Source organism: Pseudomonas sp. AF03-9, assembly GCF_020515815.1.
GTDB lineage: Bacteria > Pseudomonadota > Gammaproteobacteria > Pseudomonadales > Pseudomonadaceae > Aquipseudomonas.
The window spans coordinates 20155-33840 of sequence record NZ_JAHPJF010000009.1 but is presented as its reverse complement, the minus strand read 5'-3'; the positions used below and the strand labels follow the sequence as shown (position 1 = coordinate 33840).

Annotated in this window: 11 protein-coding genes; all 11 read left to right on the top strand. The window is 60.2% G+C overall.

The genetic code is table 11. The features are described from left to right. Positions 1-31: 31 nt before the first annotated feature. The 11 genes from LIY36_RS12790 (at position 32) to kdsA (ending at position 13590) form a co-directional block, all read left to right on the top strand. Entirely contained in the window at positions 32-535 is a 504-nt protein-coding gene (locus tag LIY36_RS12790; RefSeq protein WP_003172279.1) for an OmpH family outer membrane protein, read from the top strand. A gap of 3 nt (positions 536-538) precedes the next feature. Further along, on the top strand, positions 539-1594 hold the full coding sequence (lpxD, locus tag LIY36_RS12785; RefSeq protein WP_226455870.1) for a UDP-3-O-(3-hydroxymyristoyl)glucosamine N-acyltransferase: 1056 nt from the start codon (positions 539-541) through the stop codon (positions 1592-1594). A gap of 112 nt (positions 1595-1706) precedes the next feature. After that, positions 1707-2147 (top strand): 3-hydroxyacyl-ACP dehydratase FabZ, encoded by a 441-nt coding sequence (gene fabZ / locus LIY36_RS12780; protein WP_003172281.1) that lies wholly within the window; start codon positions 1707-1709, stop codon positions 2145-2147. Further along, the gene (lpxA, locus tag LIY36_RS12775; protein WP_192299346.1) at positions 2144-2920 is read left to right on the top strand and encodes an acyl-ACP--UDP-N-acetylglucosamine O-acyltransferase; all 777 of its coding nucleotides are present in this window, start codon (positions 2144-2146) and stop codon (positions 2918-2920) included. Before fabZ ends, lpxA begins: the two co-directional genes overlap by 4 nt. Before the next feature lie 2 nt (positions 2921-2922). Beyond that, the gene (gene lpxB, locus LIY36_RS12770) at positions 2923-4062 is read left to right on the top strand and encodes a lipid-A-disaccharide synthase (RefSeq protein WP_226455869.1); all 1140 of its coding nucleotides are present in this window, start codon (positions 2923-2925) and stop codon (positions 4060-4062) included. Continuing rightward, positions 4059-4691 (top strand): ribonuclease HII, encoded by a 633-nt coding sequence (gene rnhB, locus LIY36_RS12765; protein WP_226455868.1) that lies wholly within the window; start codon positions 4059-4061, stop codon positions 4689-4691. The genes lpxB and rnhB overlap by 4 nt, the downstream gene beginning before the upstream one ends. 72 nt (positions 4692-4763) lie before the next feature. Next, positions 4764-8285 carry a DNA polymerase III subunit alpha gene (gene dnaE / locus LIY36_RS12760; RefSeq protein ID WP_226455867.1) on the top strand — a complete coding sequence of 1174 codons (3522 nt, stop codon included), beginning with the start codon at positions 4764-4766 and terminating at the stop codon, positions 8283-8285. A gap of 129 nt (positions 8286-8414) precedes the next feature. Beyond that, a complete protein-coding gene (locus LIY36_RS12755) occupies positions 8415-9362 on the top strand; it encodes an acetyl-CoA carboxylase carboxyltransferase subunit alpha (protein ID WP_192299342.1) in 948 nt (315 codons plus the stop codon). A gap of 161 nt (positions 9363-9523) precedes the next feature. After that, positions 9524-10834 (top strand): tRNA lysidine(34) synthetase TilS, encoded by a 1311-nt coding sequence (tilS, locus tag LIY36_RS12750; protein ID WP_226455866.1) that lies wholly within the window; start codon positions 9524-9526, stop codon positions 10832-10834. A 273-nt stretch (positions 10835-11107) separates the two neighbouring features. After that, positions 11108-12739 (top strand): CTP synthase, encoded by a 1632-nt coding sequence (locus LIY36_RS12745; protein WP_226455865.1) that lies wholly within the window; start codon positions 11108-11110, stop codon positions 12737-12739. A gap of 5 nt (positions 12740-12744) precedes the next feature. Then, positions 12745-13590 carry a 3-deoxy-8-phosphooctulonate synthase gene (kdsA, locus tag LIY36_RS12740; protein WP_010212442.1) on the top strand — a complete coding sequence of 282 codons (846 nt, stop codon included), beginning with the start codon at positions 12745-12747 and terminating at the stop codon, positions 13588-13590. Positions 13591-13686: the final 96 nt, after the last annotated feature.

Sequence of the window (13686 nt, the reverse complement as noted above, 5' to 3'; positions counted from 1 at the left end):
ATAACGACAACGGATTCTGTAGGAGTACATCGTGCGTAAGTTGACTCAATTGGTTCTGCTGGCCACCGTGCTGGTAACCACCCCGGCCTTCGCCGAAATGAAAATCGCCGTCCTGAACTATCAGATGGCTCTGCTGGAATCCGATGCGGCCAAGAAGTACGCCGTGGATGCCGAGAAGAAATTCGGTCCGCAACTGACCAAGCTCAAGACCCTGGAAAGCAGTGCCAAGGGCATCCAGGATCGTCTGGTGGCTGGTGGCGACAAGATGCAGCAAGGCGAGCGCGAGCGTTTGGAGCTTGAATTCAAGCAAAAGGCCCGTGACTACCAGTTCCAATCCAAGGAGCTGAACGAAGCCAAGGCCGTTGCCGACCGTGAAATGCTCAAGCAGTTGAAGCCGAAACTCGACAGCGCCGTGGAAGAAGTCATCAAGAAAGGTGCCTTTGACCTGGTGTTCGAACGCGGCGCCGTGATCGACGTCAAGCCTCAATACGACATCACCCGCCAGGTGATCGAGCGCATGAACCAGCTGAAGTAAGCCATGACCGCGACTATCAAGCTCGGCGAGTTGGCCGAGTTCCTGGGAGCCGCCTTGCGCGGCTCCCCGGAGAAAGAAATCACTGGGCTAGCCACCTTGCAGGAGGCTGGCCCAGCTCAGTTGAGCTTCCTCGCAAATCCCCAATACCGTAAATACCTGGTCGACAGCAGAGCCGCCGCCGTGTTGCTCAAAGCCGCTGATGCCGAAGGGTTTGCCGGGGACGCGCTGGTGGTGGCTGATCCGTACCTGGCCTACGCCAAGGCTTCGCACCTGTTCGATCCAAAACCCAAGGCGGCGGGCGGTGTTCATCCGTCGGCGGTAATTGCGGATGATGCCCAGGTTGACCCTGCGGCCAGCATTGGCGCCTTTGCGGTGGTCGAGAGTGGTGCGCGCATTGCTGCCGGTGTCACGGTCGGAGCCCATTGCTTTATCGGCGCGCGCTGCGTAATCGGCGCCGGTGGCTGGCTGGCCCCGCGCGTGACCCTGTACCACGATGTGCGTATTGGTGAGCGCGTAGTCATTCAGTCGGGTGCCGTGATCGGTGGCGAAGGCTTCGGTTTTGCCAACTCCAAAGGTGTCTGGCACAAGATTGCCCAGGTCGGCGGTGTATTGATCGGCGACGATGTGGAAATCGGTGTGAACACTGCTGTCGATCGCGGGGCCTTGGCCGATACCGTGATCGGCAATGGCGTGAAGCTCGACAACCAGATCCAGATCGCCCACAACGTGCAGATCGGTGATCACACCGCCATGGCGGCATGTGTCGGTATCTCCGGCAGCACCAAGATCGGCAAGCATTGCATGCTCGCCGGTGGCGTTGGGCTGGTGGGCCATATCGATATTTGCGACAACGTCTTCATTACCGGGATGACCATGGTGACCCACTCGATTACCGAGCCAGGCGCCTATTCCTCCGGTACGGCCATGCAGCCCGCAGCTGAATGGCGCAAGAGTGCAGCACGCTTGAGGCATCTGGACGACATGGCGCGACGCCTCAAACAGCTGGAAAAGCGTGTTGGTGACGTGACCCCTGGCGGTAATGTTTCATCAGAAGGCTGATACCATTTCCATATCAAGTGTGCACAGCCGCTAGACTTGCCTCCTTGATTTGCTAGCGGGGCGTGCTTTTAGTCCGCCCGCCCCCAATCTTTATTACAGGCTTCCCCCCGAAATGATGGACATCAACGAGATTCGCGAATACCTGCCTCACCGTTACCCGTTCCTGCTGGTGGACCGCGTAGTGGACCTCAATGTTGAGGAAAAGCGCATTCGTGCCTACAAGAATGTCAGCATCAACGAACCGTTCTTCAACGGTCACTTTCCTGCGCATCCAATCATGCCGGGCGTATTGATCATTGAAGCGATGGCCCAGGCTGCCGGTATCCTTGGTTTCAAAATGCTCGACCTCAAGCCTGCCGACGGCACGCTTTACTATTTTGTCGGTTCCGACAAATTGCGTTTCCGCAATCCGGTCACCCCGGGTGACCAGTTGATCCTGGAAGCCAAGTTCATCAGCTGCAAGCGCCAGATCTGGAAGTTTGAATGCCAGGCGTCGGTAGATGGCAAGCCGGTGTGCTCCGCCGAGATCATCTGCGCGGAACGCAAACTATGAGTTTGATTGACCCTCGCGCAATCATCGATCCGTCGGCCGTTCTGGCCGCCGACGTTGAGGTCGGCCCTTGGTCGATCATCGGCGCAGGTGTTGAAATCGGCGAGGGGACTGTCATCGGGCCGCACGTGATCCTCAAGGGACCGACCCGCATTGGCAAACACAATCGCATCTACCAGTTTTCCTCGGTAGGCGAAGACACCCCGGACATGAAGTACAAGGGTGAAGAAACGCGCCTGGTAATCGGTGACCACAACATCATTCGTGAAGGTGTGACCATTCACCGTGGCACCGTTCAGGATCGTGCCGAGACCACGCTGGGTGATCACAACCTGATCATGGCCTATGCCCATATCGGCCATGACAGCGTGATCGGCAACCACTGCATCCTGGTCAACAACACCGCGTTGGCAGGCCACGTGCACGTTGATGATTGGGCGATCCTGTCCGGTTTCACCCTGGTGCATCAGTATTGTCACATCGGCGCCCACAGCTTTTCCGGCATGGGGACCGCCATCGGCAAGGACGTTCCGGCGTTCGTCACCGTGTTCGGCAACCCGGCCGAAGCCCGCAGCATGAACTTCGAGGGCATGCGCCGTCGTGGTTTCAGCGAAGAGGCGATCCACGCCCTGCGTCGCGCCTACAAGGTGGTCTACCGCCAGGGGCTCACCGTTGACCAAGCCTTGACCGAACTGGCCGAGCCGTCAGCGTTGTTCCCGGAAGTCGCGGTATTCCGTGACTCGATCCAGGCGTCGACCCGCGGCATCACGCGCTGATCATGGCCAATCTGCGTATTGCGTTGGTGGCCGGAGAAGCTTCCGGCGACATCTTGGGCGCAGGCCTGATGCGAGCCCTCAAGGCCCAGCATCCTGCGGTTGAGTTTATCGGTGTGGGTGGTCCGCTGATGCAGGCCGAAGGCCTCACTTCCTATTTCCCCATGGAGCGCTTGTCGGTCATGGGGTTGGTGGAAGTGCTGGGGCGTCTGCGTGAGCTTCTGGCTCGGCGCAAACTGCTGATTCAGACCCTCATCGAAGAAAAACCCGACGTCTTTATCGGAATCGATGCGCCGGACTTCACCCTCAACATCGAACTCAAATTGCGTCAGGCCGGGATCAAGACGGTGCACTACGTCAGCCCGTCCGTGTGGGCGTGGCGACAGAAGCGCGTGTTGAAGATCCGGGAAGGCTGCGACCTGATGCTGACCCTGCTGCCGTTCGAGGCCCGTTTCTACGAGGAGAAGGGCGTGCCGGTGCGGTTTGTCGGGCATACCCTGGCCGACACCATTCCGCTGCACGCCGACCGCGCAGCAGCCCGTACCGAACTGGGTTTGGCTGACGGGCCGTTGGTCGCGCTGATGCCGGGCAGCCGTGGCGGCGAAGTCGGGCGCCTGGGGGCGTTGTTTTTTGATGCGGCCGAACGCCTGCTGGCCTTGAAGCCAGGCGTACGCTTCGTGCTGCCGTGCGCCAGCCCGCAACGACGGGCCCAGATCGAAACCTTGCTTGAAGGGCGCAACCTGCCGCTGACCTTGCTCGACGGCCAATCGCACCTGGCCCTGGCGGCCTGTGATGCGGTACTGATCGCCTCGGGCACCGCGACCCTGGAAGCGCTGCTGTACAAGCGCCCAATGGTCGTGGCCTACCGCTTGGCGCCGCTGACGTTCTGGATTCTCAAGCGCATGGTCAAAAGCCCCTACATCTCCTTGCCGAACCTGCTGGCTCAACGCCTGTTGGTGCCGGAGTTGTTGCAGGACGACGCAACGCCCGAAGCCCTGGCGCAAACCGTACTCCCCTTGATCGATGGCGGCGAAGAGCAGACCCGCGGTTTTGATGAGATTCACCGCACCCTGCGCCGTGATGCGTCCAACCAGGCGGCGGACGCCGTGCTGACCTTGATCGGTAAAAAACAGGAAACCCTATGACCACGCAAATGGGCCTGGACTTCAGCCTGGTTGCCGAAGCCCACGAACTGGTGGCCGGTGTCGACGAAGTCGGTCGCGGGCCGCTGTGCGGCGCGGTAGTCACGGCGGCGGTGATCCTTGATCCGAACCGTCCGATCCTCGGTCTCAACGACTCGAAAAAACTCACCGAAGCCCGCCGCGAAAAGCTCTTCGACGAGATCTGTGAAAAAGCCTTGAGCTGGCACATTGCCCGTGCCGAAGTCGAGGAAATCGACGAGCTGAACATTCTCCACGCCACCATGCTCGCCATGCAGCGCGCGGTCGAAGGCCTGCACATCACGCCAAAAATGGCGATGATCGACGGCAACCGCTGCCCCAAACTGGCGATGCCCTCTGAAGCCGTGGTCAAGGGTGATAGCAAAGTGCCGGCGATTGCCGCGGCGTCGATCCTGGCCAAGGTCAGCCGTGACCGTGAAATGGCTGCTTTCGAATTGACCTACCCCGGCTACGGCATCGGTGGTCACAAAGGCTACCCGACGCCCGTTCATCTGGAAGCCTTGGCCCGCCTGGGTCCAACGCCGATCCATCGTCGCTCGTTCGCCCCGGTGCGCCTGGCTTACGAGGCACGGGAGCGTCTCGCAGAGGTGTAGTCGCGAGGCTGATGTTTTTGCCAAGGCCCGGTACAATCCGGGCCTTGTTGTTTCCACGTATAAGAGATCACTATGCCGGCTTCATTCGTTCACCTGCGCCTGCACACTGAATACTCCCTGGTCGACGGCCTGGTACGGATCAAACCGCTGGTCAAAACCCTGGTGGGCATGAACATGCCTGCGGTGGCGGTGACCGATCAGAACAACATGTGTTCCCTGGTCAAGTTCTACAAAAATGCCATGGGCGCCGGCATCAAGCCGATCTGTGGTGCCGACCTGTGGTTGTCCAACAAAGATCCGGACAACGCCCTGAGCCGCATCAGCCTGCTGGCGATGAACGGCGTCGGTTATCGCAACCTCACTGAACTGATTTCCCGCGGTTTCATCGACGGCCAGCGCAATGGCTCGATCATTATCGAGCGCGAATGGGTCGCCGAGGCCAGTGAAGGCCTGATCATGCTGTCGGCCGCCAAAGAGGGTGAGATCGGTCTCGCGCTGCTCGGCGGCAACCCCCAGGAAGCCGAAGTACTGGCCCGCGAGTGGATGCAGGTCTTCCCCGACCGTTTCTACCTGGAAGTGCAACGCACCAACCGCCCCAACGACGAAGAGCATCTGCACGCCGCCGTCGCCCTGGCCGACAAGCTGGGCGCGCCGTTGGTGGCGACCAACGATGTGCGCTTTATCAAGAAGGAAGATTTCGAGGCCCACGAAACCCGCGTGTGCATCGGCGAAGGCCGGGCCCTGGATGACCCGCGTCGCTCGAAGAACTACAGCGAGGAGCAATACCTCAAAAGCGCCGACGAGATGGCCGAGCTGTTCAGCGACCTGCCGGAAGCGCTGGAAAACTCGGTGGAGATCGCCAAGCGCTGCAATATCGAAGTGAAGCTGGGCAAGCACTTTTTGCCCAACTTCCCGATTCCCGATGGCATGACCATCGACGAATATTTCCGCAAAGTCTCGTTCGACGGTCTGGAAGAGCGGTTGAGCGTTCTGCTGCCCAAGGACACCACCGAGGACTACGAGGCCAAGCGCCAGGTCTACGTGGATCGGTTGAATTTCGAGCTGGATATCATCATCCAGATGGGGTTCCCCGGTTACTTCCTGATCGTGATGGACTTTATCCAGTGGGCCAAAAGCAATGGCGTACCCGTTGGGCCCGGCCGGGGGTCGGGTGCCGGTTCGTTGGTGGCCTATGTACAGAAGATCACCGACCTCGACCCGCTGGAATATGACCTGCTGTTCGAGCGATTCCTCAACCCGGAACGGGTTTCCATGCCCGACTTCGACGTCGACTTCTGCATGGACGGCCGCGACCGCGTAATCGAATACGTGGCCGAGAAATATGGCCGCAATGCGGTAAGTCAGATCATCACGTTCGGCTCCATGGCTGCCAAGGCTGTAATCCGCGACGTGGCGCGGGTGCAGGGCAAGTCCTACGGCCTGGCGGATCGTCTGTCGAAGATGATTCCGTTCGAAGTCGGCATGACCCTGGAAAAGGCTTACGAGCAGGAAGAAATCCTGCGCGACTTCATCAAGGTCGATGAAGAGGCCGCCGAAATCTGGGACATGGCGCGCAAGCTCGAAGGTGTGGTGCGTAACGTCGGTAAACACGCCGGTGGTGTGGTAATTGCGCCTACCAAGCTCACCGACTTTTCGCCGATCTATTGCGACGAGGCCGGTGACGGCCTGGTAACCCAGTTCGACAAGGACGACGTGGAGGCGGCCGGCCTGGTGAAGTTCGACTTCCTCGGCCTGCGGACCCTGACGATCATCGACTGGGCGCTCAAGACCATCAACCGTGACCGCGCCAAGGTCAACGAAGCGCCACTGGATATTGCCTTCATCCCGCTGGACGACAAACCAACGTACCAGTTGCTGCAAAAAGCCGAGACCACGGCGGTGTTCCAGCTTGAGTCGCGCGGCATGAAAGAGCTGATCAAAAAGCTCAAGCCCGACTGCCTGGAAGACTTGATCGCACTGGTGGCGCTGTTCCGTCCGGGCCCGCTGCAATCGGGCATGGTGGATGACTTCATCAACCGTAAGCACGGACGTGCCGAGCTGGCTTACCCGCACTCGGACTATCAGTACGAAGGCCTCAAGCCCGTACTGGCACCGACCTACGGCATCATCCTGTATCAGGAACAGGTGATGCAGATCGCCCAGGTCATGGCCGGTTACACCCTTGGCGGTGCGGACATGCTGCGTCGGGCCATGGGTAAGAAAAAACCCGAGGAGATGGCCAAGCAGCGCGGCGGCTTCATTGAAGGTTGCGCGACCAACAATATCGACGCCGACCTTGCAGGTAACATCTTCGACCTGGTGGAAAAGTTCGCCGGCTACGGTTTCAACAAATCCCACTCCGCCGCCTACGGCCTGGTGTCGTACCAGACCGCTTGGCTGAAGGCCCACTACCCGGCGCCATTCATGGCGGCGGTACTCTCGGCGGATATGCACAACACCGACAAGGTCGTGACCTTGATCGAGGAAGTGCGCACCATGAAGCTGCGCCTCGACGCGCCGGATGTGAACGCCTCGGAGTTCAAGTTCACGGTGAACGACGAAGGCCGCATCATTTACGGCCTGGGCGCGATCAAAGGTGTGGGCGAAGGCCCGGTGGAAGCGATTGTCGAAGCGCGTCAGGGCGGGCCGTTCAAGGACCTGTTCGACTTCTGCGCGCGGGTCGACCTCAAGCGCATCAACAAACGTACCCTTGATGGCCTGATCCGCAGCGGTGCACTCGACCGTCTCGGCCCGTATTTCCACGATGAACCGAAAGCTTACCAAGCCAATATCGACCGTAACCGCGCGGTGTTGCTCGCCGCCATGGAAGAGGCGATCAAGGCCGCCGAACAGACCGCCCGCACCCACGACAGCGGCCACGCCGACTTGTTTGGCGGTTTGTTCGTCGAAGAAGATGCGGATGTGTACGCTAACCACCGCAAGGCCAAGGAGTTGACCCTCAAGGAACGTCTCAAGGGTGAAAAAGACACCCTGGGCCTTTACCTCACTGGTCATCCGATTGACGAATACGAGGGCGAAATCCGTCGTTTCGCCCGTCAACGCATCATCGACCTGAAGCCGGCGCGAGACACCCAGACCGTCGCCGGCATGATCATCGCCCTGCGGGTGATGAAAAATAAGAAAGGCGACAAGATGGGCTTTATCACCCTCGATGACCGCTCGGGGCGGATCGAAGCGTCGCTGTTTGCCGATGCCTTCCACTCGGCCCAGTCGTTGTTGCAGACCGATGCCATGGTCGTCGTGGAGGGGGAGGTCAGCAATGACGACTTTTCCGGCGGCCTGCGCCTGCGGATCAAGCGGGTGATGAGCATGGAAGATGCGCGCACCAATCTTGCCGAAAGCCTGCGCCTGAGGGTCAAGACCGAGGCGCTCAAGGGCGATCAGCTACGCCTGTTGGGCGAATTGCTCAAACGCCATCGTGGCGCGTGCCCGGTGACAATGGAGTACACCGGCAGCGATGCCAAGGCGATGTTGCAGTTCGGCGAGACCTGGCGAATTGATCCTGCGGATGGCTTGATTCAAGCTTTGCGTGACCAGTTCGGCCGTGACAACGTCTTCCTCCAATACCGTTGACGGTCAGATATGTCTGATCTCGACTAAATATTTAATCTCGACCTAAACGCGCCTCTCCCTTAAGGTAGGGCGCGAATAGACAACCGGCTGGCCAGGCACTCCCTGGCCGTCGACCCAAGACGGACGCTTATGAACCCGAATTTTCTTGATTTCGAACAGCCGATCGCTGACCTGCAAGCCAAGATCGAAGAGCTGCGCCTGGTCGGCAATGACAATTCGCTGAATATCGGCGATGAAATCTCGCGCCTGCAAGACAAGAGCAAGACGCTGACCGAAGACATCTTCGGCAAGCTGACCAGCTGGCAGATCGCGCGCCTGGCCCGCCACCCGCGCCGTCCATACACCCTGGACTACATTGACCACATCTTCACCGAGTTCGACGAGCTGCATGGCGACCGCCACTTCTCCGACGACGCGGCCATCGTGGGCGGTATCGCTCGCCTGGACGACCAGCCAGTGATGGTGATCGGTCACCAGAAAGGCCGTGAAGTGCGCGAGAAAGTACGTCGCAACTTCGGCATGCCGCGCCCGGAAGGCTACCGCAAGGCGTGCCGCCTGATGGAAATGGCTGAGCGCTTCAAGATGCCGATCCTGACCTTCATCGACACTCCGGGTGCGTACCCGGGTATCGACGCTGAAGAGCGCAACCAGAGCGAAGCGATTGCCTGGAACCTGCGCGTCATGTCCCGCCTGAAGACCCCGATCATCGCCACCGTGATTGGTGAAGGTGGTTCCGGCGGTGCACTGGCCATCGGTGTCTGCGATCAGCTGAACATGCTGCAATATTCGACCTACGCGGTGATCTCGCCGGAAGGTTGCGCCTCGATCCTGTGGAAAACCGCAGAAAAGGCGCCGGACGCTGCCGAAGCCATGGGCATCACTGCCGATCGTCTCAAGGGCCTGGGGATCGTGGACAAAGTGATCGCCGAGCCACTGGGCGGCGCCCACCGTGACCCGGCTGCCGCGGCTGCGACCATCCGCGCAGAATTGGGCTCGCAACTGGCGATGCTCAAGAAGCTGGATAACGAAGCGCTGCTGGCCCGTCGTTACGAGCGCTTGATGAGCTACGGTCTGTAATTCGACATAGCCCTAAAATGTGGGAGCGGGCTTGCTCGCGAAAGCGGTGGATCAGTCAACCTTTTCAGTGACTGACACTCTGCATTCGTGAGCAAGCCCGCTCCCACATTTGCTTTGTGTATGCTGGGTTATCGTATGCCAGATCAGTGGCGGTGTTTTTCATGAAATCCTCCTTGTCCGCAAAGCTCCTTCACGCCCTCTCTGCCTGGCGCAACGCCCCGGCCTGGCATATCGCTTTCTCCGGCGGGCTCGACTCCACTGTCCTGCTGCACCTGCTCGCTAACACTGAGCATCTTCCTCCCCTCAGCGCCATCCATGTCCACCACGGCCTGCAAGCTGTCGCCGACGCCTGGCCAGCGCATTGTCAGTCGATGTGTGACGCTCTGGGCGTGCCCCTGCGCGTCATGCGCGTGCAAGTCCGGCCCGGCGCCAGCCTTGAGCGTGCCGCCCGTGATGCGCGCTACCAGGTGTTTGCCGAGGTGACCGGGGCAGGGGAGGTGTTGCTCACTGGCCAGCATCGTGATGATCAGGCCGAAACCCTGCTGTTTCGCCTGTTGCGCGGGGCAGGCGTGCGGGGATTGTCGGCAATGCCTGCGCAGCGCCCCTTGGCGGGCGGTCATCTGGTGCGACCGTTGCTGGAGGTATCGCGGGCTGAGTTGCAAGCCTATGCCAGCGAACATCAACTCACGTGGATTGAAGATCCGTCCAACACCGACCCGCGGTTCTCGCGCAACTACCTGCGCCACCGAGTGTTCCCGGTACTCACGGAGCGTTGGCCGCAAGCGGTCTCCAGCCTGGCGCGCGCCGCCGAGCACCTGGGGGAGGCGCAAGGGTTGCTCGACGAATTGGCGCAACTGGACCTGCGTGCCGCTGACCAGCCCTCAGCCTTTCCCTGGTTGCCATTGCTGTCATTGGCCCTTGCGCCGTTGCGCGAACTTTCCGATGCCCGCCAACGCAACACCCTGCGTCATTGGCTGACGCCGCTGACTCGGTTACCCGACAGTGACCATTGGGCCAGCTGGCATTCCCTGCGGGACGCCAAGGGCGACGCGCAGCCCCTGTGGCACCTTGCCGATGGCGAGTTGCACCGTTGTGGCGAGCGCATCTGGTGGCTGCCTACCGCTTGGTCGGAATTTTCCGACGCATCGGTGAGCTGGCCCGATCCACAAATCCCACTAGAGTTACCCGGCAATGGTCGCCTGAGACTGATCGGCACGGCCCCTGACGGCCCACTGGTGATCCGCTATCGCCAGGGCGGCGAAGTTATCGAAGTGCCGGGCCGTGGCCGGCGTGACGTGAAGCGCCTGCTGAATGAATGCGGCTTGCCGGGCTTTGTCCGTGGCAGATTGCCGCTGCTGTATCGGGGTGAGCAATTGCTGGGTATCCCAACCCTCGCCGGGCTATGGCCCAACTCGGCCAGCGACTGGCAATTACATTGGATGCCACAGAACTGCGATCAAGGTTTGAGCTGATAGCGCCTTTCCGGTAGACTACGCTCCCTTCTTGATACAACTTCTGTGGATTCGCCTGAATCGCAGCAGTTGCCGATTACCAAGCAGTCTTTGCTGGGCGATTCCAAAAAATGTGTAGCGATCAACGTACCGGTGTTTCATTGCTGGTCTGTCACAACGCGGCGGTTTTTTTGAAAGGTGCACTGTGATTAATGCAGGTGATCGGGGGCTTCGGCCTCTCTTCGCTTTCCCCGGCGGCTCGGACCGCTTTAACGCAGACTTCTAGGGTTTTTCATGACGCGCTACATATTCGTCACGGGCGGTGTTGTTTCTTCATTGGGGAAAGGCATCGCATCGGCTTCATTGGCGGCCATCCTGGAGGCGCGGGGACTTAAGGTCACCATGCTCAAGCTGGACCCGTACATCAACGTTGACCCGGGCACCATGAGCCCGTTCCAGCACGGTGAAGTGTTCGTCACCCACGACGGCGCCGAGACCGACCTGGACCTGGGCCACTACGAGCGGTTCATCCGCACGACCATGACCCAGAACAACAACTTCACCACCGGCCGTGTCTACGAGCACGTGCTGCGCAAAGAGCGCCGTGGTGACTACCTGGGTGCAACCATCCAGGTGATCCCGCACATCACCGACGAAATCAAGCGCCGCATCATCAAGGGTGCAGGCGATGCCGACGTGGCGATGGTCGAGATCGGTGGCACCGTGGGTGACATCGAATCCCAACCGTTCCTCGAAGCCATCCGCCAGTTGCGTTTCGAAGTCGGCGCCAAGCGCGCGATGTTGATGCACCTGACACTGGTGCCGTACATCGCCACCGCTGGCGAAACCAAAACCAAGCCTACCCAGCACTCGGTCAAGGAACTGCGTTCCATCGGCCTGCAGCCGGACGTGCTGGTGTGCCGCTCCGATCACCCGATCGACATTTCCTCGCGTCGCAAGATCGCGCAATTCACCAACGTTGAAGAACGTGCGGTGATCGCGCTGGAAGACGCCGACACCATCTACAAGATCCCGGGCATCCTGCATTCGCAAGGCCTGGATGATTTTGTGGTCGAGCGTTTCGGCCTGCAATGCAACGGCGCGGACCTGTCCGAGTGGGAAGCCGTGGTTGACGCCAAGCTCAACCCCGAGCACGAAGTCACCATCGCCATGGTCGGCAAGTACATGGAACTGCTGGACGCCTACAAGTCGCTGATCGAAGCGATGAGCCACGCGGGCATCAGCAACCGTACCAAGGTCAACCTGCGCTATATCGATTCCGAAGACATCGAGAACCAAGGCACCGCCTTGCTCGAAGGTGTGGACGCGATACTCGTTCCAGGCGGCTTCGGCCTGCGTGGCGTGGAAGGCAAGATCACTGCCGTGCAGTACGCTCGTGAGAACAAGGTGCCGTACCTGGGGATTTGCCTGGGCATGCAAGTGGCCGTTATCGAGTTCGCCCGTAACGTGCTGGGTTGGAAAGACGCCAACTCCACCGAGTTCGACAGCAAGAGCGGCCACCCGGTCGTGGGCCTGATCACCGAGTGGGAAGATGCCACCGGCGCGGTCGAAACCCGTACCGAAGCCTCCGACCTGGGCGGCACCATGCGCCTTGGCGCGCAAGACTGCCTGTTGGAAGCGGGCTCGCTGGTTCACGATTGCTACGGCAAGGACGTGATCGTCGAGCGTCACCGTCACCGCTACGAAGTGAACAACAACCTGCTGCCGCAAATCAAAGAAGCCGGCCTGAAAATCTCCGGTCGCTCCGGTGATGGCGCACTGGTTGAAGTGGTTGAAGCACCGGATCACCCATGGTTCGTCGCTTGCCAGTTCCACCCGGAGTTCACCTCGACGCCGCGCGACGGTCACCCGTTGTTCAGCGGTTTCGTCAAGGCGGCACTGACGCAACACCAGAAGAAGGCGTAACCCTGATGGCCCAGAAGATCATTCGCGTCGGCGACATCGAGATTGCCAACGACAAGCCCATGGTGCTGTTTGGCGGCATGAACGTGCTGGAAAGCCGCGACATGGCGATGCAGGTCTGTGAAGAGTACGTGAAGGTCACCGAGAAACTCGGTATCCCTTACGTATTCAAGGCCAGCTTCGACAAGGCCAACCGTTCGTCCGTGACGTCCTATCGCGGCCCGGGCCTTGAAGAAGGCATGCGGATCTTCCAGGACATCAAGCAAGCCTTCGGCGTGCCGATCATCACCGACGTCCACGAGCCTGAACAGGCTGCCGTGGTCGCCGAGGTGTGCGACATCATCCAGTTGCCGGCCTTCCTGTCGCGCCAGACCGACCTGGTCGTGGCGATGGCCAAGACCGGCGCTGTGATCAATATCAAGAAAGCCCAGTTCCTCGCGCCCCAGGAGATGAAACACATCCTGAACAAGTGCGTGGAAGCGGGTAACGACCAGTTGATCCTCTGCGAGCGCGGTTCGAGCTTCGGCTACAACAACCTCGTGGTGGACATGCTCGGTTTCGGCATCATGAAACAGTTCGAATACCCGGTGTTCTTCGACGTGACCCACGCGCTGCAAATGCCCGGTGGTCGTGCCGATTCCGCCGGTGGGCGCCGTGCCCAGGTGCTGGACCTGGCCAAGGCCGGCATCAGCCAGTCCCTGGCTGGCCTGTTCCTGGAAGCCCACCCGGACCCGGACAACGCCAAATGCGACGGCCCATGCGCCCTGCGCCTGGACAAGCTGGAGCCGTTCCTGGCCCAGCTCAAGCAGTTGGACGAACTGGTCAAGAGTTTTCCGACGGTAGAGACCGCGTAAGCCGCGTTTCTCCGGTAAAGTATCCCACGCTAAAAGCTCAGGCCCCCGGGCCTGAGCCTTGTCGCCTGCAAGCCTGCCCCGTTGTTCCACCCTTGC

Coding starts and splice junctions, on each gene's coding strand:
- lpxD (WP_226455870.1), top strand. CDS start 539: ATGACCGCGACTATCAAGCTCGGCGAGTTGGCCGAGTTCCTGGGAGCC.
- fabZ (WP_003172281.1), top strand. CDS start 1,707: ATGATGGACATCAACGAGATTCGCGAATACCTGCCTCACCGTTACCCG.
- lpxA (WP_192299346.1), top strand. CDS start 2,144: ATGAGTTTGATTGACCCTCGCGCAATCATCGATCCGTCGGCCGTTCTG.
- lpxB (WP_226455869.1), top strand. CDS start 2,923: ATGGCCAATCTGCGTATTGCGTTGGTGGCCGGAGAAGCTTCCGGCGAC.
- rnhB (WP_226455868.1), top strand. CDS start 4,059: ATGACCACGCAAATGGGCCTGGACTTCAGCCTGGTTGCCGAAGCCCAC.
- dnaE (WP_226455867.1), top strand. CDS start 4,764: ATGCCGGCTTCATTCGTTCACCTGCGCCTGCACACTGAATACTCCCTG.
- LIY36_RS12755 (WP_192299342.1), top strand. CDS start 8,415: ATGAACCCGAATTTTCTTGATTTCGAACAGCCGATCGCTGACCTGCAA.
- tilS (WP_226455866.1), top strand. CDS start 9,524: ATGAAATCCTCCTTGTCCGCAAAGCTCCTTCACGCCCTCTCTGCCTGG.
- LIY36_RS12745 (WP_226455865.1), top strand. CDS start 11,108: ATGACGCGCTACATATTCGTCACGGGCGGTGTTGTTTCTTCATTGGGG.
- kdsA (WP_010212442.1), top strand. CDS start 12,745: ATGGCCCAGAAGATCATTCGCGTCGGCGACATCGAGATTGCCAACGAC.